The following is a 22,376-nucleotide window of genomic DNA, read 5'->3' on the forward strand; positions in this document are numbered from 1 at the left end:
TTAAACTTTATTAAGCAAACACTATTTTTGTAACTGTTTTAAAAATTCTTTTACAATTTTGAAATCATCAAAATCTGTTCTTACGCCATTTACCTCTTGATAAGTTTCATGCCCTTTTCCAGCGATTAAAATGATATCATTAGGATTTGCTAATTGACATGCTGTTTTAATAGCTTGTTTTCTATCTACAATTGATATTGTTTTTTTAAAATTTTGAGCTTCTACGCCTTTTTCAATGTCATCAATAATCGTTTCTGGCACTTCTGTTCGTGGATTATCACTAGTGAAAATTACCTTTGTACTTAAAGCCGAAGCGATATGCCCCATTTTTGGACGCTTGGTTTTATCCCTATCTCCACCACAACCTACAACTGTAATTAATTCTTCGTTTTTGGTACGTATATCATTTATGGTTTCTAACACATTTTGCAATGCATCTGGTGTATGCGCGTAATCTACAATTGCGGTAATTTTTTCATCAGAAATTAAGAATTGAAATCTTCCGCTAACACTTTCTAACTCGCTAATAAATCTTAATAACTCATCTTTTTCAAGACCTAATAATTCCGCGCAAGCAAAAATTGCCAAAATATTATAAGCGTTAAATGTGCCGATTAATCTTACCCAAACTTCGTTATCGTTCAGCTTTAACAGTAATCCGTTAAATTGATTTTCTAAAATTTGAGCTTTATAATCCGCATAGCTTTTTAAGGCATAACTATATTGTTTCGCTTTGGTATTTTGAAGCATGATGCTTCCGTTTTTGTCATCAATATTTGTTAATGCAAAAGCAGTGTTTGGCAACTCATCAAAAAAACGTTTTTTAACATCTCTGTATTCTGCAAAAGAATTGTGATAATCTAAATGATCGTGTGACAGATTGGTAAAAATTCCGCCTTCAAATTTTAAACCTAATGTTCTGTTTTGGTCGATTCCGTGTGAGCTGACTTCCATAAAGCAAAACTCTACACCTTCATCATTCATTTGCTTTAAGTACGCGTTAATTGTTAACGAATCTGGCGTTGTATGCGTTGCAGGAAATTCATTATTATCAACCATAATTTTTACGGTAGATAATAAACCAACTTTAAATCCTGCTTTTTTGAATAACTGATATAAAAGCGATGCAATAGTAGTTTTACCATTAGTACCAGTTACACCAACTAGTTTTAAATTTTCTGAAGGATTACCATAAAAATTAGATGCCATTATTGCTAACGCACGACTAGAATCGTCCACCTTTATGTAAGTGACACCTTTTTTTGTAATTGCAGGAATAACCTCGCAAACCACAGCAATTGCACCTTGATTAATTGCCGATTCTATATATTGATGTCCATCTACAACAGTTCCTTTAATTGCCACAAACACATCATTAATAGCTACACTACGCGAATTAAAATGAATATTGCGTACCATAACATTTGTGCTTCCAACAACAGTATCTAAAGTGACTTTGTATAATATGTCTTTTAATGTAATCACTATGCTTTTAAAACTACGGTTTGATCTTTTTTAACTTTTGTTCCTTTACTAATGGATTGATTTTCTACTACACCAACACCTTCAATTTTTACCTTTAATCCCATATTTTCTAATAATGCTACTGCATCCATAATTGGCAAACCTCTTACATCTGGCATTATAGTTTTGTATCTATTAGCAATATCATAATAGGTTTTATACTCTTTTTCAACTTTAGCAGTTTTTGCTTCTAAAGTTTCAACCTCGTCAATAATTGGTGTATCTGTAAATATCTTTTGAGCCACTTTTTTAAATACTGGACCAGACACATCTGCACCATAAAATCCTTTTTTCACACTAGGTTTATGTATAACAACAATGCAAGAATATTTAGGATTATCTGCTGGAAAGTAACCAGCAAAAGACGAAATATATCTTGGGTTTTCTGCCCAATCTTTCATCCAATATTCTACACGAGCTGTACCTGTTTTTCCACTCATTGAAAAATAATCTGAATATAAAGACGATCCCGTACCACGTTTTACAACGTTTTCCAGCATGATTTTTGCTTTTTGAAGCGTCTCATCCGAACAGATTTTTTCATTAATAATCTCTTTTTCGAACACTTCAATTTTTTTATCTAAATCCCTTACTTCTCTTATAAATCTTGGTTTTACCATTACGCCATTATTAGCAACAGCATTGTAAAAGGTTAAGGTTTGTAATGGAGTTATTTTTAAATTGTAACCATAAGCTATAGATGGCAATGCATTACGACTCCATCTATCGTCACCAGGTTTAGGAATCATCGGCTCACCTTCACCTTTAATTGAAATATTTAGCTTTTTATCTAAATTCCATTGACTTAAAATATTTAAAAAGCGTTTAGGATTTTTAGCATACGCATTATCCACAATAGTTGCTAATCCAATATTTGAAGACACTTCCAGTGCTCTAGCTGCAGAAATTTTACCGTTACCATGAGAATCTTTAATACCACGACCGTAAAACACTTTATATCCATTTCCTGTGTCTACAACATCTGAAGTATCTATTTTTTTATCTTCTAAAGCCGCCATTAACGCCATTAACTTGAACGTAGAACCAGGTTCATGAGATTCGTAAACCGCATAATTTCTTTTTTCGTAATAGGTATTTTTAGATGTTCTTCCAAGGTTTGAAATCGCTCTAATTTCGCCTGTTTTCACTTCCATTACTACTACAGTTCCATGTTCTGCTTCGTATTTCTCTAATTGCTCTAACAAAGCATGATGTGCGATATCTTGAATATTTACATCTATAGTTGTGTAAACATCGTAACCATCTTTTGGCTCAACTTCATTATCAACCGTAATTGGTTTCCATTGTCCTTTACCTATTTTTTGCTTGATACGTTTTCCGTCTGTTCCTCTTAAATAATCACTTCCAAAAGCACCATCTATTCCTGCTCGTGTTATATTTCCTTCGTCATCAACACGCTCGTAACCAATGGTACGTTGCGCAACTTCACCTAAAGGATGTTCGCGTTTTACATACTGTTCTACAATTAAACCACCTTTATACGGACCTAATTCTAGCAATGGGAAACTTCTAAATTTCAAATACTCTGAATACCCAATATTTCTAGCCAACAAATAATATCTATTCTTGTTTGCACGTGCTTTTTGCAATTCTTTTTTATAATAAGAAACTGACTTACCTGAGTATTTTGAAAGCGCTTCACTTAAAGGCGTTAAATACTCTTTAAACCGTTTGTCAGTTGGCGTAATGGCATCAAACCTGATATCGTATTTTGGAATTGAAGTTGCTAAAAGACTTCCGTCTGCAGAATATACATTACCACGATTGGCAGGAATGGACACTTCTTTTATATTGCTTTCTTCTACTAAAGCCTTATACTTATCACCTTGAATAAATTGAATGCTTAACAATTTAACCACAACAGCAATAGCGAAGATGAACATACATCCCGCTACAAAATACAATCTGTTTAATATGTTCTTTTCGTTAACTGCCACGATAGAGAACTTAATTTTGTGGTTTTACAATTATTTTGGTTGGCGGTATTACAGAAGGCGCCAAACCTTTTTCTTTCATTTTTTTTACAACCGAAGATTCCATTTTCAACTGCATTAATCTTGTTCTTCCGTCATAAAGTGCCGATCGCAATTCTTTCACTTCGTTATTAAGTCTTGCTATCTCGTACACTTTTTTATCTGCACTATGCGAACTTGCTATCATTATTATTGCCAACACAGAAATAAACAAGATGACACGCCAATTTTTAAACGAGTCTTCGCTAACTAAAAACGTTCCTCTTAATATGCTATAGATGCTTTTTTTCACTTTTATAGTTTTTCTGCTATTCTAAGTTTGGCACTTCTAGCTCTATTATTTTCTTTTATCTCTTGCGCTGTTGGCACTATTAATTTTCCTACTTTTTTAAAAGGCACCTCAAATCTTCCAAAAACATCGCGTTCTGGCTCACCTTCAAACAGTCCGTTTCGCATAAAGCGTTTTACTAATCTATCTTCTAAAGAGTGATAAGAAATTAGACTTAATCTTCCGCCAGGTTTTAAAACTTCTGGCGTTTGCATTAAAAACTCTTTTAAGACTTCAATTTCTTGATTCACTTCTATTCTAATCGCTTGATAGATTTGAGCTAAAATTTTATTTTCATGCTTTGGCGATAAAAACTTTTTTAAAGCAGATTTTAACTGCTCTGAAGTTTTTATTTCACCATTCATTCTAGTTTCTACAATCACTCTTGCCATAGCTGGCGCAGCTCTTAACTCGCCATACTGCAGCAACACATCACGCAAATCTTCCTGACTATACTCATTTACCACATGATAGGCTGATAGTTGATTACTTTGATTCATCCTCATATCTAAATCTGCCTCAAAACGTGTAGAAAAACCACGTTCTGCCACATCAAATTGATGAGAAGACACACCAAAATCTCCTAAAATTCCATCTACTTCTTTTACACCGTAAAACCTTAAAAATCGTTTTATATATCTAAAGTTTTCATTGATTAGTGTAAAGCGGCTATCGTCTATTTTATTTTTAAGAGCGTCTTTATCTTGATCAAAAGCGTATAGTTTTCCGTTTTCACCTAAACGACTTAAGATTTCTTTACTATGTCCGCCACCACCAAAAGTAACGTCTACGTAAATACCATCTTCTTTAATCGCCAAACCATCTACGGTTTCTTTTAATAAAACTGGATTATGATAGCCCATCGTCGTCATCTTGTCCCATTACTTCTTCAGCTAAATCTGCAAAATCTACAGTTGCATCATCAATAGCTTTTTCATACTTCGTTTTATCCCAAATCTCAATAATATTAACCGCAGAAGACATTACAATATCCTTAGAGATAGAGGCAAAAACCACTAAATCTTTTGGTATTAACAATCTTCCGTTTGCATCAACATCGACCATTTTTACTCCAGCAGTAAACCTTCTAATAAAATCGTTATTCTTTTTTTTGAAACGATTCAACTTATTTATTTTCTGCATTAAAGCATTCCACTCGGTCATTGGATACAATTCCAAACACTCTTGAAACACAGCTCTTTTAATTACAAACCCATCTTGCAAGACACCATCCATCTGTTTTTTTAGCGCAGCAGGAAGCATTAGCCTACCTTTTGCGTCTACCTTACATTCGTATGTTCCTATAAATGAGTTCACAACAGTTTAGAACTGGGTTAATATTTAAAAATCAAATATATTGAAAATTTTACCACATTTTACCACATTTTACCACATTGTTAATAAGTTATGGTTTTTTAACATTTAAAAAGCATGTAAATAATTGAAAATAGCAAGACAAACAACTTATCAAAAAGTGGGAAAGAAAAATAAATTTTAAGTGCTTTAAATTTTAGAAGTAAAAAGCTATATTGGGTTTTGTTTTAAATGAAATACCTATATTTGTTGCTAAGCAAATGACTAACTGTTAATGACGCACGAACTTAAAAAAGAAGGAAAGTTTAATTACATAGAAGTTGGTACAGGACAACCAATTATTATTCTTCATGGACTTATGGGCGGACTTAGTAACTTTGACGCCGTAACCTCTTATTTTAGTACAAAAGGTTACAAAATAATAATTCCCGAATTACCTGTTTATACGATGTCTTTACTTAAAACAAACGTGAAGGCATTTGCCAAATATTTATATGATTTTATAGACTTTAAGGGTTTAGATAATGTTATTTTATTAGGAAACTCTTTAGGTGGTCATATTGGACTTTACCATACTAAGTTACATCCAGAAAAAGTAAAAGCTCTTGTAATCACAGGAAGTTCTGGTTTATATGAAAGCGCTATGGGAAGCGGTTATACAAAACGAAGTGACTATGAAGTGATTAAGAAAAAAGCACAAGACGTTTTTTACGATCCAGAAGTAGCAACAAAAGAAATTGTAGACGAAGTTTACGAAACTGTAAACGACCGAAATAAATTAATTAAAACCTTAGCCATCGCTAAAAGTGCTATAAGACACAATATGGCAAAAGACTTACCAAAAATGCAAACACCAACTTGTATTATTTGGGGAAAAAACGACACTGTAACGCCACCAGAAGTTGCAGATGAATTTAATAGTCTTTTACCAGATTCGGAATTATTTTGGATAGATAAATGTGGTCACGCAGCAATGATGGAACATCCAGATACTTTTAACGACATCTTACATGCTTGGCTAAAAAAACGCGAGTTTTAATTTTTCGCTTTCGCGGAAATAAAAACAAATCTAATGCATATTAAATCTGCTACATTTGTAATGAGCAACTCTGATGTTGCTAAATGCCCTAAAGACAACTTACCAGAATACGCTTTTATTGGACGAAGCAATGTTGGTAAATCGTCTTTAATTAATATGCTATGCAACAGAAAAAGTCTTGCCAAAACTTCTGGAAGACCAGGAAAAACACAATTAATCAATCATTTTTTAATTAATGATAATTGGTTTTTGGTAGACTTACCAGGTTACGGTTATGCACGCGTTTCTAAAAGCACAAAAAAAGTATTTCAGAAGTTTATTACCGAATATTTTGATAAACGAAGACAATTAGTAACTGCTTTTGTATTGGTAGACATTAGACATAAACCTCAACCCATAGATTTAGAGTTTATGGAATATTTAGGGCTTAACGGTATACCATTTTCTATAATTTTTACCAAAGCAGATAAACTTAAACCAAAAGCAATAGAACGACACGTAGAGGATTACAAAACTATTCTATTAGAAACTTGGGAAGACATGCCAAATTACTTTATTACATCGTCTAGTAAATCTATTGGTCAGGATGATGTCTTAAATTATATTGACGATTTAAACCTAAAATTATCAAATCAAGAAGATTAAAATTATAAAAAAGACCGCATTTTGCGGTCTTTTATTTTATTCTTTTAGTTTTAAATCTAAGATTGTTAAAACTTCGGATTCTTCTTCGTTACCATCTTCATCTTCATAAACTTCGATAGATTTTTCAAAAGTAATAGCGAAGGTTTCGCCAATAAAGTCTTCTGTATCTAAATCGTACTTATCTAAAACTTCATCATTAACATAATGAAAGGTCATTGTTGACGATTTCCCGTTTTGTGTTACAGAAAATTGATAGTTAAAATCTTCTTCTCCTTGATAAACACCAGTAACTGTTTGATTAGTAAAAGGATTATAAAACCCAAATGATATTGCTGCAAATAATGCAATAATAGCAGTGATAAATTTTGTTTTCATTGTAATAAAATATAAAAATTGTTGTTGGTTTTTTGATCGGAAGTTTATCACCTCAAGTCCGATTGCTTTTAGTATTACAACCTAGTGTAATGACACGTGATTTATATTTTTATACGTATTTAATATACTTTTTAGATTACCATAATTTGGCTACAAAAAGATCAAAAACTTCTATTACAATTAAAATAATTATTATCCACTCTAAAGTACTACTTTCTCTATGATCCATGATATCTTTAAATAATTCTAAATTTTCTTTAATTATTTCTATTCTATCATGTATTACCCTGTATCTAACTTTTAAATCAAACGAATTTTTTAAATCTGTATTTAGCTTATTTAATTGTTCGTTATCCCAAGTTATATCTGGTGAATCAAAAATATACAGATTTTCTGAGATTTTGTTTTTTATGTTTAATGTTTTACCAATAAAACGTTTTAATTTATGCCCAGAAATATCTAATTTACCTTTATTTTCTAAATACAACGTGTGTTGATGTGTTTGTTCTAAAAGCTCTTCTGTGATTTCTGAATATCTATCTAACGCTACACTTTGCGAAGCATATAACATTACTAATCTTATCATTTCTTGATCTAGATTTGGTAATTCTATATGATTAAATTGTACTTTTAAAGTGTTAGGCTTTACCAATACTTCTGTTGCTTCAGAGAGTTTTTCTGAAAAATAATTAGATGTATTTGGTTTAATTTGTTTTAATAAATCTTCTATATTTTGAGAAGACATATTAAAAAAGCTAACCATACCATATTGAAACATATAGACAAATGCATTGTCTTGGTATTTGTAGAATAACTCATCACTATCCTGAAACAGCAACTGATAAGACAGTTGCTGTTTGCAAGATTTTATGTTTATACTACTAGCTACTTGATATGCGACTACTTTGTACATTTAAAAATCATCATCCTGCTCTTCGCTAGGTTCTATATCTGGATCTTGTATTGCATCTGGATCGTCATTATCGAAGTCTTCGTAATCATCTTCGTCATAATTTTCCATAGTTTTTACAAGCTTAGTACTTACTTTTACTAAGTACTTTGTGTCTTCTGTTGTTACTTCTACAGCTTCTACCAATTCGTTTTTAGCATTTCTAAATTCGATAATATGATCTTCGTCATAACCATCTGGATATTTATCTACTAAAAGTTTTAATATTTCGGGTGTTAGCTTTTTAAAATCTACGATAACGCGTTTTAAATTGTCTGGTTTTCTCATGGGATAAGTTGACTGTTTGTGTTGTATTGTTTATTAAATGTAAATTAATTTTTTTACCAACCCAAAATGTAAGCGAAAATTAATGGCGCTACTATTGTTGCATCACTTTCTACTATAAACTTTGGTGTATCTATGTCTAATTTTCCCCAAGTTATTTTTTCGTTAGGAACTGCTCCAGAATACGATCCATAACTTGTTGTAGAATCACTTATTTGACAGAAGTAACTCCAAAACGGTGTATCTGTACGCTCCATATCTTGATAAAGCATAGGCACAACACAGATAGGGAAATCTCCTGCAATTCCTCCTCCAATTTGGAAGAAACCAATTCCGTTTTGAGAATTTTCTGTGTACCAATCTGCTAAAAAGGTCATATACTCTATACCAGACTTCATTGTGCTAGCTTTAAGTTCTCCTTTTAATACATAGCTTGCAAAAATATTACCCATTGTACTGTCTTCCCAACCTGGAACAACTATTGGTAAATTTTTCTCTGCTGCTGCGTACATCCAAGAGTCTTTTAAATCTATTTCGTAATATTCTTCTAAAACTCCAGAAAGTAACATTTTATACATATATTCATGAGGAAAATAGCGTTCGCCATTAGCTTCGGCATCTTTCCAAATCTTATAGATATGCTCTTGTAATCTTCTAAAAGCTTCTTCTTCTGGAATACAAGTATCTGTAACACGATTTAAACCTTTTTCTAATAAATCCCATTCGTCTTGCGGCGTTAAATCGCGGTAATTAGGCACACGTTTGTAATGTGAATGCGCAACAAGATTCATAATATCTTCTTCTAGATTTGCTCCAGTACAGCTTATTATTTGAACCTTATCTTGACGAATCATTTCTGCAAAACTTTTACCTAATTCAGCTGTACTCATTGCTCCAGCAAGAGACACTAACATTTTAGCTTTTTTATCTAATTGTGCTTCGTATCCTTTTGCTGCATCTACAAGAGCTGCTGCATTAAAGTGCAAATAATGGTGTTGTATAAATTGTGAAATTGGTCCTTTAGTACTCATCGTCTTCGTTATATTTTGTACTGTTACTTTTATGTTTATTGTTTTCGTAAGTATTGTCGTAATCGTCGTCTACATCTTCATCTAAAAACTTATAGCTTAGCATTTTATAATATAATTTTGCTGCTAAAAAGTCTGAAGATTTTTCATTTTTATTTGGACAAAGTTCTACTATATCAAAACCTACTACATTTTTTTCTTCAAAAACTTGTTTTAAAAAGTCTAAGGTCTCGTACCATAATAATCCACCTGGTTCTGGCGTGCCTGTACTTGGCATTATTGAAGGATCAAACACGTCTAAATCTATTGTTATAAATACATTTTCTGTCATTTGATCTATCGCATTGTCCATCCAAGCGCTATCGTCTACCATTTCGTGAGCGAAGTATGTTTTTTCTTCGTCCATTACAGTTTTTTCTATAGCATCCATAGATCTAATTCCTACTTGGATTAGATTTGTGGTTTGACTTGCCTCATAAACTGCACAAGCATGGTTACATTTTGAGCCTTCATACTCTTTACGTAAATCTGCATGCGCATCTAATTGTAATACGGTTAAGTTAGGAAACATATCGTTAAATGCACGTATTGTACCTATAGAAATTGAATGTTCGCCACCAAAAATAGTTACAAACTTATTTTTCTTAATGTACTTTTTGGTTACCTCATGTACCGCATCTACCATTGCTTCTGGAGAACTGTTTTCTGTTACAGCGTCTGCCAGATACACACCTTGTTGATATACTTCTGTATCTGTTTCTATATCATACAACTCCATATTAGCCGAAGCATCTAAAAAGGCTTCTGGTCCTTTATCTGCTCCTTTTTGCCATGTACTTGTACCATCGTAAGGTACTGGTATTAAAACAATCTTTGCTTGTTCTAATTTTGCGAATTCCTCAGGAATTCCTGCATACGTTTTAGTTTGCATAACCTAAAATTTTAAGTAAGTCTTCACTTTTTTGTTGTTCTGAAAATAATTGTGTTTTGATGTTTCCATCCTTGTCTTTATCTATTAAAATATGTTTTGGACTTGGTATTAAACAGTGTTGTAAACCGCCAAATCCTCCAATAGTTTCTTGATATGCGCCTGTATTAAAAAAACCTATATATAATGGTTTGTCCTTATTATATTTTGGTAAGTAAATAGCATTCATGTGCTGTTCACTATTATAATAATCGTCACTATCACAGGTTAATCCACCAAGCAATACACGCTCGTAACTATCGTTCCAGCGATTTATTGGCAACATTATAAATCGTTTGTTTATTGCCCAAGTATCTGGTAATGTAGTTATGAAAGATGAATTAATCATATTCCATTTTTCACGATCATTTTGTTGTTTTTGGTATAATACTTTATAGATTGCTCCGCCACTTTCTCCTACTGTAAAGCTTCCAAATTCTGTAAAAATATTTGGTACGTCTACACCTTCATCTTCACAAGTTTGTTGAATTTGATTAATAATTTCGTCTATCATATATTCGTAATCAAACTCGAAAGCTAAAGAGTTTTTTATAGGAAATCCACCACCAATATTTAAACTATCTAATGTTGGACAAATCTTTTTTAAACTTACATATACGCGTAAACATTTTAAAAGCTCGTTCCAATAATAGGCATTATCTCTAATTCCTGTATTTATAAAAAAGTGAAGCATTTTAAGCTCTACTTTTGGATTGTCTTTGATTTGGCTTTTATAAAACGGTACAATGTTTTTGTATCCAATACCTAATCTTGAGGTATAAAACTCAAATTTTGGCTCTTCTTCAGAAGCTATTCTTATTCCTACTTTAAAGTTGGTATTTATTTCTTCTGATAATAAATCTATTTCTTCATAATTATCTATTATTGGTATACAATTATGATGTCCATTATTTATTAACCTAGCAATATTTGTTACATATTGCTCGCGTTTAAAACCGTTACTAATTACAAAAGTATCGTTTGTAATTTTACCTTCTTTTTTAAGGGTTTCTACTATATCAATATCAAAAGCAGAAGAGGTTTCTATATGAATATCATTTTTTAAAGCTTCATTTAAAACGTGCTTAAAGTGAGAACTTTTTGTACAATAACAATAGTTATATTTTCCTTTGTAATCATGCTTTTCTATTGCATTGGCAAACCATTGCTTAGCACGATTTATATTATTTGATATTTGAGGCAAATAGGTAAACTTTAATGGCGCACCATATTGCTCTACCAACTCCATTAAGTTGATATCATGAAATTGTAATGTCTTGTCGTTTAATGCAAACTCTTCTTGTGGAAAATCAAAAGTCTGATTAATTAAATCTATGTATTTAGTATTCATTAATTATTTTTTAATAAAGTATGTAATAAAGGATTAAAACAGTGTTTAATTACTGTTAAAAAAATAATAAGAATACAATTCAGATTTGAATTTTCAAGTCATAAGTTGGCACAAAGCCAAGCTCATGCTGACTAGCATAAATTGAAGTGAATGCGGAAGTTAGCTTTAAAATTCGGTCGCTTAATCTGTAAGCAGCTTTTGAATATGACTTCCTAATTTTCAAAAGCCCGAACATAGAAACAGTATTCAAAATGTTCAGCTAAATATGTGACAAATGTAATTTATTTTTTGACACACAAAACTTTTTTGATTTTTTTTTTGAAATTATTTTTATGTAACCATTGTAACTTACTTTAGTTGTAAGATTTATTAATTTAGACGACTAATTTTTTGGTAAAACAATTTACATGACTAAATATTTAGATGCTTTTATTAATGGATTTAATGGCACATTAAATTGGACTTATAAATCTATAATCTTTGATGTTGCTTGGTACAACAACTATTTTTGGGGATTAATCCTTATATCTTTAATAGTTTGGGGATTAGAAATTGTGTTTCCTTGGCGTAAAAATCAATCTGTCTTTAGAAAAGATTTTTGGCTAGATGTATTTTACATGTTTTTTAATTTTTTTGTGTTTAGCATTATAATTAGTGGCTTTTACAAAGTATTAAGTGTACTGTTTTCTGAATTTAATATTACAGCAAGTAGCTTAAGTTTAATTAATATCTCTAATTGGCATCCTATTTTACAACTACTTATTTTCTTTGTGATTTTAGACTTTGTACAATGGTTTACTCATGTATTATTACATCGTTACGAGGTATTATGGAATTTTCATAAAGTACATCATAGCGTGAAAGAAATGGGATTTGCAGCGCATTTGCGCTACCATTGGATGGAAAACGTATTATACAAACCTTTAAAAGTTTTTGGAGTAATGATTCTTGGTGGCTTTGAACCAGAACAAGCTTACATTGTTCATTTTGCAGCAATAACCATTGGACATTTAAATCATTCTAACATTAAGTTGACTTACGGTCCATTTAAATACATTTTTAACAATCCCGTTATGCATCTTTATCATCATGCTTACACAATTCCTAAAGGAAAAAACGGAGTTAATTATGGAATAAGCCTAAGTGTCTGGGATTATATTTTTAAAACCAATTATATTCCTGAAGATAGTGGCACTATTGAAATTGGTTTTGAAGGGGACAACCAATTTCCTAAAGATTTTATTGGTCAAAACACTTACGGATTTAAAAAATAGAACTAAAAAAAGCCAACTTTTCAGTTGGCTTTTTTTTATAACATTTTTAAAGTATTTACTTCTTGTTCTGTCAAGATTTTCCAGTTACCTCGCGGAATATCTTTTTTTGTAAGATGCGCAATTGCAACACAATCTATTTTTACAATATCATATTTTAAATGATCAAAAATAGTTCTTAACACAGTATTTCCTGTATTTTTAATCTTAATTCCTACTTCTTTTTTAGGCGATCCATCTATGTAACTAATCTCTTCTACAGTTACAGTTTTATCTTCTATTTTTAAACCTTGTTGTATCTTTTTAAGGTCTTCTAATTTTAAGTTTTTGTCTAATTCTATATGAAACAATCTTGGTACGCCATTTTTAGAATTAGTGAACTTTTTTACTATTTTTTCATCATTAGTAAACAATAAAAGTCCCATAGAATTTCTTCCTAATCTTCCAATTGGTTTAATTCTAGAATTAGTTGCATTTGCTACCAAATCCATTACTGTTCTACCTTTATCTGTACTTGTAGTTGTAGCAAATCCTTTAGGCTTATTTAGTAATACATAAGCCTTTTTTTCTGGCGAAATTCTTGCGCCGTCATATTTAACCTCATCATCAATACTGACTTTGTAACCCATTTCGGTTACAACTTTACCATTAACACTAACTAAGCCCATTGCTATATGTTGATCTGCTTCTCTTCTAGAACACATACCAGAATTAGCAATATATTTGTTTAATCTAATTAAATCAGAATTTGAAGACGACGTATTTGCAACCTTTTTTGGTTTTACCGGTGCATTGCCTCTTGCGTAAGTTTTAGTTTTTGAGTTTCCTCTTCCTCTTCCTGAGTTTTTTCTCTTATCATTTGCTCCTTGATGTCTACTCATAATTTTATTTTTTTGCAAAGCTACAACGAATTTTTATATAAACATTCAATAATATTTACTGAGTAACTTATTTTAAACTGAAAACAAAAACGTTAACCTATTTAAAACTAAATCGTAATCTATTAACACAATACTAAAAACTCCTGCAATCAATATAAATTTTAAAATATTATGAAGCCATAAATAATGTGTTTTTGTATTAGATTTCCATAATAATACAAGGTAAGCTATTAGTAAAATTTCACACAACAGGAAGTAAAAATTCATTTTACCAACTTGATATTTTGTAACCAATAAATAGGCAGGAATTAATGTTAATGCAACTAGAGCAGATATCATTTGTTTGGATATTTTTTCTCCATAAACAATTGGTATTGTCCTATAATTTAAAGTTAGATCTCCTTTAATGTTTTCTAAATCTTTAGTTAACTCTCTAATAGAGACAATAAGAAATAAAAATGAAGCATGTACAAATATGACTGTGTCAAAATTTTTATAGTAAACAAATATGACAAAAAAAGGAATTACTGTAAGAATAGCAGAAACCAAATTACCTACAATAGGCATTTTTTTTAACTTATGCGAATAAAACCAAATAGCAAAAATATAAACTGAAAAGAACAGTACTGGCTTAAAAGAAACATAACTTGCCAAAATTACTGCTGAAAAATTGAGTACAAAATAAAAAGACAATTTAGTATTTTGACTAACCAATCTATCTAACATAGTTTTATTTGGTCTATTAATTAAATCTTTTTCAGAGTCGTAAAAATTATTAATTATATATCCACCAGCAATTACTGCTGCTGATGCCAAAACAAGCATAAGTAAATTAAGATCCAACAACACTTGCTTTGCAGGTTTATCATGTGCAAAAATGAAAATTGAAGCCAAGTATTGCGCTATTATTACAAATAATATATTGTAACCTCTAACCACAGAAAACATACTAAAAAACTTAAGCAGTACATGTTTTTGTTTTCTGGTAAACATTAGATTTAGATTATAAAAAACTCCTAGTAGAACTAAGAGTTAAAATATTTTTTATTTAAAAATTATAAACGACTTCTAATTTGTAGTCTTTAAGTGCTTGTTGAGCTTTATTAAAATCTGGAGCAAACCCTAAAATATATCCGCCGCCACCAGATCCGCAAAGCTTTAAATAATAATCATTAGTCTCTAATCCTTGCTTCCATAAGTCATGAAATTGTGCAGGTATCATTGGTTTAAAATGATTTAAAACCACTTTGGATAATTGCTTAGTATTTTTAAATAAAGATTTGATGTCTCCTTTTAAAAAATCGTCAACACAAGCATCTGTATGCTTTATAAATTGATCTTTAAGCATCTTTCTAAAGCCTTCTTGCTTCATGTTTTCCATAAAGATAGAAACCATTGGCGCAGTTTCTCCAACAACACCAGAATCTAATAAAAACACAGCGCCTTTACCATCAGTACTTTGAGTTGGTATGCCTGTTGCTTCAATATTTTCTTTAGAATTTATAAGAATTGGCAAGCTTAAATAACTATTTAATGGATCAAGCCCAGATGATTTTCCGTGGAAAAAAGATTCCATTTCAGAAAAAATAGCTTTAAGTTTTAATAGCTTCTCTCTAGTTAGATTTTCTAATACCGTTATTTTATCTTCAGCATATTTATCGTAAATCGCAGCTACTAAAGCACCACTACTACCTACACCATAACCTTGTGGTATTGAAGAGTCAAAATACATCCCATTTTCTATATCTGCATTTAAAGCAGCTATATCAAACGCAACTAAGTCTTTATTAATGTTTGCCAAATAATCTGCAAACCTTTTTAAACTATTGTTGGATTGTTTAGCTTGATCTGTAAGATTTTTTTCGGTTTTTAGCGCACCGTTATAAAAATTATACGGTATAGATAACCCTTTAGAGTCTTTAATAATACCGTACTCTCCAAAAAGTAAAATCTTAGAATAAAATAAAGGACCTTTCATAGCTATTAATACAATGGTTATATAAATTTAAAGCTTTTTTGCTCCAAAACCAATTTTATCGCAAATATAATGTCCGTTTTGACAATACGCAACTAACTCTGTTTTAATAAATTCTAAAACTTGATCTGTGCAAGCTTCGGGATAAAGAACATGTACGTTCGCTCCTGCATCTAATGTAAAGCAAACAGGAAGTTTGGTTTTAGTTCTAAATTCCCAAATTTTATTAATTATCTGTAAAGTATTTGGTTTCATTAATATAAAATACGGCAAACTTGTCATCATCATTGCGTGTAGGGTAAGTGCTTCACTTTCTACTATTTTAATAAACTCTTCTAAGTCTCCAGATTGTAAAACCGATTTTATTTTTGTGATATTTTCTTGTGCTTGATCAAATCTTTTTAAAGCAAAAGGATGATTATGCATAAGGTTATGTCCAACGGTACTACTTACTTGCTTTTCGCCTTTATCTACCAATAATATGGTATCGTTGAAATTTTTGAAATTTTGGTGTACTGCATAAGGAAATTTCACTCCAAATAAATCACTACTACCTTCAATCTCTGGATGCGTTCCCCAAACAACTAAATCGCCTTCTATGCTTCGGCAAGCACTTCCAGACCCTAATCTAGCTAAAAAAGACGCTTTTTTATTAAAGTAGTCTTCTGGCATATCAGGATGATGTAATTTTTCAATACTCATTACACATAATGCCAAAGCACTCATTCCAGAAGCTGAAGATGCAATTCCAGAACTATGCGGAAATGTATTTTCAGTTTTAATAATAAAATGATAGTCTTTTAAAAAGGGTACGTAAGATTCTATACGCTTAAAAAAGGTTTCTATCTTAGGACTAAATTCTGGTTTTGCTTCATTATCTAGAAAAATTTCGAAAGAAAATTTATCATTATTTTCTTTTTTTGAAAAAGAAAGTTCTGTAATTGTTTTACAATTATTTAAGGTAAAACTAACAGATGTATTTGCTGGAATTTGCCCGTCTTTTTTTCCCCAATACTTGACTAATGCTATATTACTTGGCGATTGCCAACTTACACTTCCGTCCTGTAATTCGCTGTCTATTAAATAGGTATTAAATTGCTCAATAAGCATAGTTGTCGAAATTTTTTACAAAGATAGTTTTTATTATTCTATAATTTTAGTAGTTTTAGCGCTGAATGGACACTCAATTTTATTTAACTCTAAATAAATTGGTTATCCATTAAATGTGTAAATGTAAATGTTTTATTAACCCTGTAGAAAGATCTCCCTATTGACTAATTTCTTTCTTTCTACCTACAGAAACTAAGTATCCTTATGGATAAAAAACAGCGAATAATTATCACCATGTTAGAACTGGTGGTAAAACAAGGTGTGTATGCAACACCTATGTCTCAAGTTGCCAAAGAAGCAAATGTTGCAGTTGGAACTATCTATCATTACTTTAACAACAAGCAGGAAATTTTAGAAGAAATTTACAAAATGATTAACCAAGATTTTGGTGTTGTTTTAATGGCAAATTTACCTGACGATGAGTACAGAAAACAGTTTGAAACTGTTTGCCTTAACTTCTTTAACTATTACGTTGGTAATCCTTTAGCGTTTAAGTTTATGGAGTTTGTTGCTGTACCACCATTAATCTCTTTAGAGTTATCAGAATCTGTTAGAGAATATATTACAGATGTTAAAGACTTTTTCTTAAAAGGAATTGAAGAAGGTTATTTAAAAGATGCTCAATTAAGACATTTAATGTTAACTACAGCTGGTTGTATTACTTCTACCATAAAATTAAAGGAGAAAAACGCAATCGAAATTACTAACGATGTTATTAATCAAACCATGGAAATGGCTTGGGATTGTGTAAGAAAACACTAAATAGCTTCTGCTAATTGTAAAACTTTATTAATCGTTTTAAAATTTCTAGCAGTTATAGCAACTTTAAGTTGTTTCTCGAAAAAATTACTAGTTAGTTTAGTTTTACCATAACCATGGCTACAGTATAGGTAAACTGTAGTATTGCAATATTTAAACACTTCATTAGGATAAGAAATTGAATTTAATTTTTCAAAATCTTGTTCTAATGGTTTGTTTTTTAACATTAAGAAGTAAGACTGTTCTATTACTTCTTTAGACAAAGGAAAATCTTCTATAATAATCTTTAAATCTTGTACGGTTTTTACTAGTACAGTAATAGTATGTCCAAAAGCCTGAAGTATTAATTTACTTAATATAATCTCTAAATCTGAACAACTACTATTATTATAAGTAAATACAACATTACCACTTTGTATATAGGTTTTTACATTTTTAAAATGATTATTCTCTAATACATTAGTTAGTTGTTTCATTAATATTTTATGATGTCCTCCAACATTTATTCCTCTTAAAAAAGCGATGTATGTTGCCATAATTAATTGTATAAATTTTGAGAAACAATGTACGCTCCAGTCCAAGCATTTTGAAAATTAAATCCACCAGTTATTGCATCTACATTAATTACTTCACCTGCAAAATATAAATTATCTAATTGCTTGCTTTGATAATCTTTAAAGTTAAGCTCTTTTAGATCTATACCGCCAGCAGTAACAAATTCTTCTTTAAATGTACTTTTACCAGATACATCAAATACTGCTTTTGTTAGTTGCAATCCAAGCTGTTCTAGTTGTTGTTTATTTAGATCTGCCCATTTGGTATCTTCATGTATTTCAGCAGCTAAAACTAAAGTCTTCCATAGTCTTTTAGGTAAATTAAACAAAGCTTGATTTACAACTTGTTTTTTAGGATTGTTTTGTTTTGACTGTTTTAATTGTGATATTGCAATATCATAATTTTGATTTATAAAGTTAATTTCTATTTGAAACTTATAATTTAGTTTTGCTAATTCTAAAGCTCCAAATGCTGAAAGCTTTAAAATAGACGGAGCACTCATTCCCCAATGAGTAATTAATAACGGACCAGAACTTTCTAAATTTGTATCTAAAACTTTTACAGTCACATATTGTGCAACTACACCTGGAATATCGTTTATTCTTTGATCTTTAATATTAAATGTAAATAAGGAAGGAACTGGAGCAATAACATGATGACCTAATTGCTCTAAATAATTCCAAATTTTAGGATTACTTCCTGTTGCAATTATTAATTTTTCACAATTAAAAACATCTGTTTTTGTTGTGACTTGCCAATTACCTTCTACTTGGGTAAAGTCGCTTACAGATTGATTAGTTAATACATCTACGTTATGTTTTTTTGCCTCATACAGAAAACAATCTATAATAGATTGAGAACTATCTGAAACCGGAAATATTCGTCCATCATCTTCAATTTTTAATTCTACACCGCGTTGCTCAAACCACTGCATAGTGTCTCCTGTCATAAATGTATGGAACGGTCCTAATAACTCCTTTTCTCCTCTTGGATAATTTAAGGTTAACTCTTTTGGGATAAACTCGGCATTTGTAACGTTACATCTTCCACCACCAGAAATTTTAACTTTAGATAAAACGTCTTTTCCTCGTTCTAAGATTGCAATTTTTAAATCTTGATAAGTTTCAGCAATGTTAATTGCAGAAAAAAAACCTGCTGCGCCGCCACCAACAATTATTACATCGTACTGTTTCATATTCTATCTGGATAATCACTTATAATTGCATTAACACCATAAGTTTTCATTCTGTTAATTGAATCTTGATCGTTTACTGTCCAAGTATAAACTTTAAATCCTTCTTCTTGTACTTTAGCCACATTGGATTGACTTAATAATGCAAAATTAGGATGAATAGATTTCGCATTTATAGTTTTTGCAAATTTTAATGCTTGATTAACACTGGCTTTAGTTAACACACCTAATGCAATAGAAGGATTTAATTTACTTACTAGCGTTAATTCCTCTTTCAAAAAACTACTTAACACTATATTATCAATATTTTTATCGTAATATTTAGATAATAAATCTACAACTGGTTTTGCTGTATATTCTCCTTTTAATTCGATATTAAGTAAACACTTGTTATCAATTAAGTTTAATACTTCAACAAGTGTTGGTATTTGATAGTTATCGTTTACTTTAAATTGCTTAAGCTGGGTTAAAGTATATTTACCTATTTCTCCTGTTGCATTTGTCATTCTGTCTAAAGTAAAGTCATGAAACACAACCAACTCACCACTTTTACAAACATGCACATCTATTTCTATTCCATCTACATTTAATTGCAATGCTTTATTTATGGATTCTAAGGTATTTTCAACTAGATGTCCTTTAGCTCCTCTATGACCTATTTTAAGGATTTTTGACATAATTTTATCAAATTATTATGACCTATTTTGTTTAAAAAACCTGAAATTTACTAATAATTACAAGCCTTTATAATATTTGACAATTTATGATTTTTAACTTAAAACCTGTAAGCATTTTTATTTTACTTTTTATGTCTTGCCAAAGCGGTAAATTAACAACTGTTGGATCGATAGACAGTGATTTGGACGAAGCATCTGCCGCACAAATTTGTGGTAATCCTAATATAGTCTGGACAATTGAAGATGCTGGTAATAAAAATAATGTTTATGGCATGGACTTTAAAGGTAATATTGTAAGAGATATTGATATAAAAAACATTAAAAATGTAGATTGGGAAGATTTAACTAGCGATAAAGAAGGTAATCTTTACATAGGCGATTTTGGTAATAACAGCAGAAAGAGAAAAAACTTTTTTATTTATAAAATTGAAAATATAAATAATGTTGAAGATGAAACTATTGCAAAAACCATACAATTTACTTTACCAGACAATGTAAAATCAGAGGATTTTGAATCGTTTTTTCTGCTTAATAATCAGTTTTATATTTTCACAAAAGAAACTAAAAACTTTAAAGTTTTAAAAGTCCCAAACACTATTGGAACACACGTTGCAACTTTAGTAACAGAATATAATCTAAAAGGAAAAAACAATAGAATAACATCTGCAGCTATAAGTGAAGATAATGCAACTGTTGTACTGTTAAACCACGATAAATTATGGAAACTTTCAAATTTTAAAGATGACCATTTTTTTGAAGGAGATATCGAGAAGATTGAATTTAACCATAACTCGCAAAAAGAAGGTATTTGTTTTAAAGATAATAACACTGTAGTGATTACCGACGAAGACTCTGGTAAAGAAGATAATAATATTTATACCTTAAAACTGTAAATAAGCCGTTTCTATTTTATCTAAATCGGTTGTATTTTCAATTGAATTTTTAGCATCGTTATACAACGTCACAACTTCTTCTTTAATACTAGTTTTATAGTTTGATTTAGCGTCTTTATACAATACTTCTAATAGTTTAAATAACTTTAAAACTACAATTGTATCATGCTTGGAGTAAGTTCTTATTGGTGTTATAACCGAATATAATAACGCTTTAAAATCTACAGAATTAACCTTAACCAAACTATCATTTTTATCACACAAGACAATCTGATCTTTTTTATTTAATCGCACACTAAACAACTGTGTTAAATAATCTATACAGATTAATGCTGTCCCTGGATCATTAATTGCAGGAGACATAGATTTTACAGCAATTTCGGTAATTTGCTTAAAGGCCAAAACGTAATTTTCTTCAATACGTTGACTGTTAGAAAACCTGAAAAAAGAATGTACTCTTTTTAACTGCTCTTCTGTTAATTTGGTATCACTTTTAAATAAAATTTCATCTTTAAAAACAAAATTCCCTTTTATGGCGATTACCTCAAATTTACAATTGTTTGTTTTTGCAAAATCTAATAACAAATCCAAAACCACATCTTGCATGTAACCTGTAAGTTCTGTTTTGTAACTATTCCATTGGTCTGTTGAAACAAATGAATCGCTATGCTTTTCTTCAGAAATTATAAGCTTTTCTATTCTATTTTTTGCTTTAATGTAGATGTTTAAAATAATATTATTTACTTGAATTTCTTGCGAAATTGAGTGTATAAAATATATAAACGCAGCTAAACAAATGGTCATAAAACCAATAGCTAACAAGACTGAAAATCCTGGTAATTGATACTTTTCTTGATTAGGCTCTATTTGAACCAAAGTAAAAATGCAATACAATAAGGTTGCATTATAAATACCTAGAATTTTTTGGTGTCTTTTATTAGATATTAAACCTGGTAAAACTCTAGGTGAAAAATTACTTGATGCTTGATTAAGCAACACCATTACCATAGAAAAACTAAACACCATAATAGATATTAATCCAGCAATAAACGTGGTTAATATATTAAGTGCTGTATCTGTACTATTGATAACTAATTGCGGTATGTTTTCAAATAAATAAGAAGAAATACCTAAAGACTCTGCATGATAAGTTGCAAACGATATTGCGAGACCAAAAAGACTAAATAATGTTGGATAGAACGCTATTTTACCTTCTAAATTATATATATATTTTAATAATCCTGCAAAGTAATTTTTCATTTAG

The 22,376-nt window shown here is 30.5% G+C and carries 24 protein-coding genes; 5 read left to right on the forward strand and 19 right to left on the reverse strand.

Annotated elements, in window-relative coordinates; translation table 11 throughout:
• Window positions 1–21 precede the first annotated feature (21 nt).
• From IFB02_RS03475 to mraZ, 5 genes are all read right to left on the reverse strand, one after another.
• Entirely contained in the window at window positions 22–1,485 is a 1,464-nt protein-coding gene (locus IFB02_RS03475; protein ID WP_106686901.1) for a UDP-N-acetylmuramoyl-L-alanyl-D-glutamate--2,6-diaminopimelate ligase, read from the reverse strand.
• Window positions 1,485–3,428, reverse strand: a complete 1,944-nt coding sequence (locus IFB02_RS03480; protein ID WP_106686900.1) for a penicillin-binding protein — start codon at window positions 3,426–3,428, stop codon at window positions 1,485–1,487. The genes IFB02_RS03475 and IFB02_RS03480 overlap by 1 nt, the downstream gene beginning before the upstream one ends.
• 64 nt (window positions 3,429–3,492) lie before the next feature.
• Window positions 3,493–3,810, reverse strand: coding sequence for an FtsL-like putative cell division protein (locus IFB02_RS03485; protein ID WP_106686899.1), 318 nt, complete (start codon window positions 3,808–3,810; stop codon window positions 3,493–3,495).
• A gap of 2 nt (window positions 3,811–3,812) precedes the next feature.
• Complete coding sequence (gene rsmH, locus IFB02_RS03490; protein ID WP_106686898.1) at window positions 3,813–4,709, reverse strand: 16S rRNA (cytosine(1402)-N(4))-methyltransferase RsmH; 897 nt, start codon at window positions 4,707–4,709, stop codon at window positions 3,813–3,815.
• Window positions 4,696–5,163, reverse strand: a complete 468-nt coding sequence (gene mraZ / locus IFB02_RS03495) for a division/cell wall cluster transcriptional repressor MraZ (RefSeq protein ID WP_106686897.1) — start codon at window positions 5,161–5,163, stop codon at window positions 4,696–4,698. Before mraZ ends, rsmH begins: the two co-directional genes overlap by 14 nt.
• A 271-nt stretch (window positions 5,164–5,434) precedes the next feature.
• Between mraZ and IFB02_RS03500 the strand changes: the two genes are divergently transcribed.
• Both IFB02_RS03500 and yihA read left to right on the forward strand, forming a co-directional pair.
• Window positions 5,435–6,199, forward strand: coding sequence for an alpha/beta fold hydrolase (locus tag IFB02_RS03500; protein WP_106686896.1), 765 nt, complete (start codon window positions 5,435–5,437; stop codon window positions 6,197–6,199).
• A 33-nt stretch (window positions 6,200–6,232) separates the two neighbouring features.
• Window positions 6,233–6,844, forward strand: a complete 612-nt coding sequence (gene yihA, locus IFB02_RS03505; RefSeq protein WP_106686895.1) for a ribosome biogenesis GTP-binding protein YihA/YsxC — start codon at window positions 6,233–6,235, stop codon at window positions 6,842–6,844.
• A gap of 36 nt (window positions 6,845–6,880) precedes the next feature.
• On the opposite strand, the gene IFB02_RS03510 is transcribed toward yihA, so the two are convergent.
• From IFB02_RS03510 to IFB02_RS03535, 6 genes are all read right to left on the reverse strand, one after another.
• Window positions 6,881–7,219: a hypothetical protein gene (locus IFB02_RS03510; protein ID WP_106686894.1), complete on the reverse strand. Its 339-nt coding sequence runs from the start codon at window positions 7,217–7,219 to the stop codon at window positions 6,881–6,883.
• A gap of 136 nt (window positions 7,220–7,355) precedes the next feature.
• The gene (locus IFB02_RS03515) at window positions 7,356–8,132 is read right to left on the reverse strand and encodes an RMD1 family protein (protein WP_106686893.1); all 777 of its coding nucleotides are present in this window, start codon (window positions 8,130–8,132) and stop codon (window positions 7,356–7,358) included.
• A complete protein-coding gene (locus tag IFB02_RS03520; protein WP_106686892.1) occupies window positions 8,133–8,456 on the reverse strand; it encodes a hypothetical protein in 324 nt (107 codons plus the stop codon).
• Between the two features lie 53 nt (window positions 8,457–8,509).
• The gene (locus IFB02_RS03525) at window positions 8,510–9,484 is read right to left on the reverse strand and encodes a deoxyhypusine synthase family protein (RefSeq protein ID WP_106686891.1); all 975 of its coding nucleotides are present in this window, start codon (window positions 9,482–9,484) and stop codon (window positions 8,510–8,512) included.
• Window positions 9,474–10,412, reverse strand: coding sequence for an agmatinase (gene speB, locus IFB02_RS03530; protein WP_106686890.1), 939 nt, complete (start codon window positions 10,410–10,412; stop codon window positions 9,474–9,476). Before speB ends, IFB02_RS03525 begins: the two co-directional genes overlap by 11 nt.
• Complete coding sequence (locus IFB02_RS03535) at window positions 10,402–11,799, reverse strand: arginine decarboxylase (protein ID WP_106686889.1); 1,398 nt, start codon at window positions 11,797–11,799, stop codon at window positions 10,402–10,404. Before IFB02_RS03535 ends, speB begins: the two co-directional genes overlap by 11 nt.
• A 407-nt stretch (window positions 11,800–12,206) precedes the next feature.
• Between IFB02_RS03535 and IFB02_RS03540 the strand changes: the two genes are divergently transcribed.
• Window positions 12,207–13,073 carry a sterol desaturase family protein gene (locus tag IFB02_RS03540; protein ID WP_191073055.1) on the forward strand — a complete coding sequence of 289 codons (867 nt, stop codon included), beginning with the start codon at window positions 12,207–12,209 and terminating at the stop codon, window positions 13,071–13,073.
• 35 nt (window positions 13,074–13,108) lie between these two features.
• Here the strand turns inward: IFB02_RS03540 and IFB02_RS03545 are convergent, their stop codons facing one another.
• From IFB02_RS03545 to IFB02_RS03560, 4 genes are all read right to left on the reverse strand, one after another.
• Window positions 13,109–13,951: a pseudouridine synthase gene (locus IFB02_RS03545; RefSeq protein WP_106686887.1), complete on the reverse strand. Its 843-nt coding sequence runs from the start codon at window positions 13,949–13,951 to the stop codon at window positions 13,109–13,111.
• Between the two features lie 72 nt (window positions 13,952–14,023).
• A complete protein-coding gene (locus tag IFB02_RS03550) occupies window positions 14,024–14,944 on the reverse strand; it encodes a geranylgeranylglycerol-phosphate geranylgeranyltransferase (RefSeq protein ID WP_106686886.1) in 921 nt (306 codons plus the stop codon).
• Between the two features lie 55 nt (window positions 14,945–14,999).
• Window positions 15,000–15,929: a mevalonate kinase family protein gene (locus tag IFB02_RS03555; RefSeq protein ID WP_106686885.1), complete on the reverse strand. Its 930-nt coding sequence runs from the start codon at window positions 15,927–15,929 to the stop codon at window positions 15,000–15,002.
• A 27-nt stretch (window positions 15,930–15,956) separates the two neighbouring features.
• The gene (locus IFB02_RS03560) at window positions 15,957–17,036 is read right to left on the reverse strand and encodes a diphosphomevalonate/mevalonate 3,5-bisphosphate decarboxylase family protein (RefSeq protein WP_106686884.1); all 1,080 of its coding nucleotides are present in this window, start codon (window positions 17,034–17,036) and stop codon (window positions 15,957–15,959) included.
• Window positions 17,037–17,240: 204 nt separating this feature from the next.
• Here IFB02_RS03560 and IFB02_RS03565 point away from each other — a divergent pair, with 204 nt between their 5' ends.
• Entirely contained in the window at window positions 17,241–17,798 is a 558-nt protein-coding gene (locus tag IFB02_RS03565; RefSeq protein ID WP_106686883.1) for a TetR/AcrR family transcriptional regulator, read from the forward strand.
• Here IFB02_RS03565 and IFB02_RS03570 read toward each other — a convergent pair.
• Genes IFB02_RS03570 through IFB02_RS03580 form a run of 3 tightly spaced genes read right to left on the reverse strand, consistent with a single transcriptional unit; the run spans window position 17,795 to window position 20,219 of the window.
• Window positions 17,795–18,331: a DUF1697 domain-containing protein gene (locus IFB02_RS03570; protein WP_106686882.1), complete on the reverse strand. Its 537-nt coding sequence runs from the start codon at window positions 18,329–18,331 to the stop codon at window positions 17,795–17,797. The two genes, IFB02_RS03565 and IFB02_RS03570, sit on opposite strands and share 4 nt — an antisense overlap.
• 2 nt (window positions 18,332–18,333) lie before the next feature.
• Complete coding sequence (locus IFB02_RS03575) at window positions 18,334–19,545, reverse strand: BaiN/RdsA family NAD(P)/FAD-dependent oxidoreductase (RefSeq protein WP_106686881.1); 1,212 nt, start codon at window positions 19,543–19,545, stop codon at window positions 18,334–18,336.
• Window positions 19,542–20,219 carry a glycerophosphodiester phosphodiesterase gene (locus IFB02_RS03580; RefSeq protein ID WP_106686880.1) on the reverse strand — a complete coding sequence of 226 codons (678 nt, stop codon included), beginning with the start codon at window positions 20,217–20,219 and terminating at the stop codon, window positions 19,542–19,544. Before IFB02_RS03580 ends, IFB02_RS03575 begins: the two co-directional genes overlap by 4 nt.
• A gap of 86 nt (window positions 20,220–20,305) precedes the next feature.
• Here IFB02_RS03580 and IFB02_RS03585 point away from each other — a divergent pair, with 86 nt between their 5' ends.
• Entirely contained in the window at window positions 20,306–21,112 is an 807-nt protein-coding gene (locus tag IFB02_RS03585) for a hypothetical protein (RefSeq protein ID WP_106686879.1), read from the forward strand.
• Here the strand turns inward: IFB02_RS03585 and IFB02_RS03590 are convergent.
• Window positions 21,101–22,372, reverse strand: coding sequence for a DUF2254 domain-containing protein (locus IFB02_RS03590; protein ID WP_106686878.1), 1,272 nt, complete (start codon window positions 22,370–22,372; stop codon window positions 21,101–21,103). The two genes, IFB02_RS03585 and IFB02_RS03590, sit on opposite strands and share 12 nt — an antisense overlap.
• Window positions 22,373–22,376 lie beyond the last annotated feature (4 nt).

Origin of the sequence: Mesoflavibacter profundi, assembly GCF_014764305.1 — a bacterium.
Lineage (GTDB): Bacteria > Bacteroidota > Bacteroidia > Flavobacteriales > Flavobacteriaceae > Mesoflavibacter > Mesoflavibacter profundi.

What these genes read in the sequence shown, in the direction of transcription:
- IFB02_RS03480 (WP_106686900.1), bottom strand. Translation starts at nt 3,428, where the DNA reads ATGTTCATCTTCGCTATTGCTGTTGTGGTTAAATTGTTAAGCATTCAA.
- rsmH (WP_106686898.1), bottom strand. Translation starts at nt 4,709, where the DNA reads ATGGGCTATCATAATCCAGTTTTATTAAAAGAAACCGTAGATGGTTTG.
- IFB02_RS03500 (WP_106686896.1), top strand. Translation starts at nt 5,435, where the DNA reads ATGACGCACGAACTTAAAAAAGAAGGAAAGTTTAATTACATAGAAGTT.
- yihA (WP_106686895.1), top strand. Translation starts at nt 6,233, where the DNA reads ATGCATATTAAATCTGCTACATTTGTAATGAGCAACTCTGATGTTGCT.
- IFB02_RS03510 (WP_106686894.1), bottom strand. Translation starts at nt 7,219, where the DNA reads ATGAAAACAAAATTTATCACTGCTATTATTGCATTATTTGCAGCAATA.
- IFB02_RS03515 (WP_106686893.1), bottom strand. Translation starts at nt 8,132, where the DNA reads ATGTACAAAGTAGTCGCATATCAAGTAGCTAGTAGTATAAACATAAAA.
- IFB02_RS03520 (WP_106686892.1), bottom strand. Translation starts at nt 8,456, where the DNA reads ATGAGAAAACCAGACAATTTAAAACGCGTTATCGTAGATTTTAAAAAG.
- IFB02_RS03525 (WP_106686891.1), bottom strand. Translation starts at nt 9,484, where the DNA reads ATGAGTACTAAAGGACCAATTTCACAATTTATACAACACCATTATTTG.
- speB (WP_106686890.1), bottom strand. Translation starts at nt 10,412, where the DNA reads ATGCAAACTAAAACGTATGCAGGAATTCCTGAGGAATTCGCAAAATTA.
- IFB02_RS03535 (WP_106686889.1), bottom strand. Translation starts at nt 11,799, where the DNA reads ATGAATACTAAATACATAGATTTAATTAATCAGACTTTTGATTTTCCA.
- IFB02_RS03540 (WP_191073055.1), top strand. Translation starts at nt 12,207, where the DNA reads ATGACTAAATATTTAGATGCTTTTATTAATGGATTTAATGGCACATTA.
- IFB02_RS03545 (WP_106686887.1), bottom strand. Translation starts at nt 13,951, where the DNA reads ATGAGTAGACATCAAGGAGCAAATGATAAGAGAAAAAACTCAGGAAGA.
- IFB02_RS03550 (WP_106686886.1), bottom strand. Translation starts at nt 14,944, where the DNA reads ATGTTTACCAGAAAACAAAAACATGTACTGCTTAAGTTTTTTAGTATG.
- IFB02_RS03555 (WP_106686885.1), bottom strand. Translation starts at nt 15,929, where the DNA reads ATGAAAGGTCCTTTATTTTATTCTAAGATTTTACTTTTTGGAGAGTAC.
- IFB02_RS03560 (WP_106686884.1), bottom strand. Translation starts at nt 17,036, where the DNA reads ATGCTTATTGAGCAATTTAATACCTATTTAATAGACAGCGAATTACAG.
- IFB02_RS03565 (WP_106686883.1), top strand. Translation starts at nt 17,241, where the DNA reads ATGGATAAAAAACAGCGAATAATTATCACCATGTTAGAACTGGTGGTA.
- IFB02_RS03570 (WP_106686882.1), bottom strand. Translation starts at nt 18,331, where the DNA reads ATGGCAACATACATCGCTTTTTTAAGAGGAATAAATGTTGGAGGACAT.
- IFB02_RS03575 (WP_106686881.1), bottom strand. Translation starts at nt 19,545, where the DNA reads ATGAAACAGTACGATGTAATAATTGTTGGTGGCGGCGCAGCAGGTTTT.
- IFB02_RS03580 (WP_106686880.1), bottom strand. Translation starts at nt 20,219, where the DNA reads ATGTCAAAAATCCTTAAAATAGGTCATAGAGGAGCTAAAGGACATCTA.
- IFB02_RS03585 (WP_106686879.1), top strand. Translation starts at nt 20,306, where the DNA reads ATGATTTTTAACTTAAAACCTGTAAGCATTTTTATTTTACTTTTTATG.
- IFB02_RS03590 (WP_106686878.1), bottom strand. Translation starts at nt 22,372, where the DNA reads ATGAAAAATTACTTTGCAGGATTATTAAAATATATATATAATTTAGAA.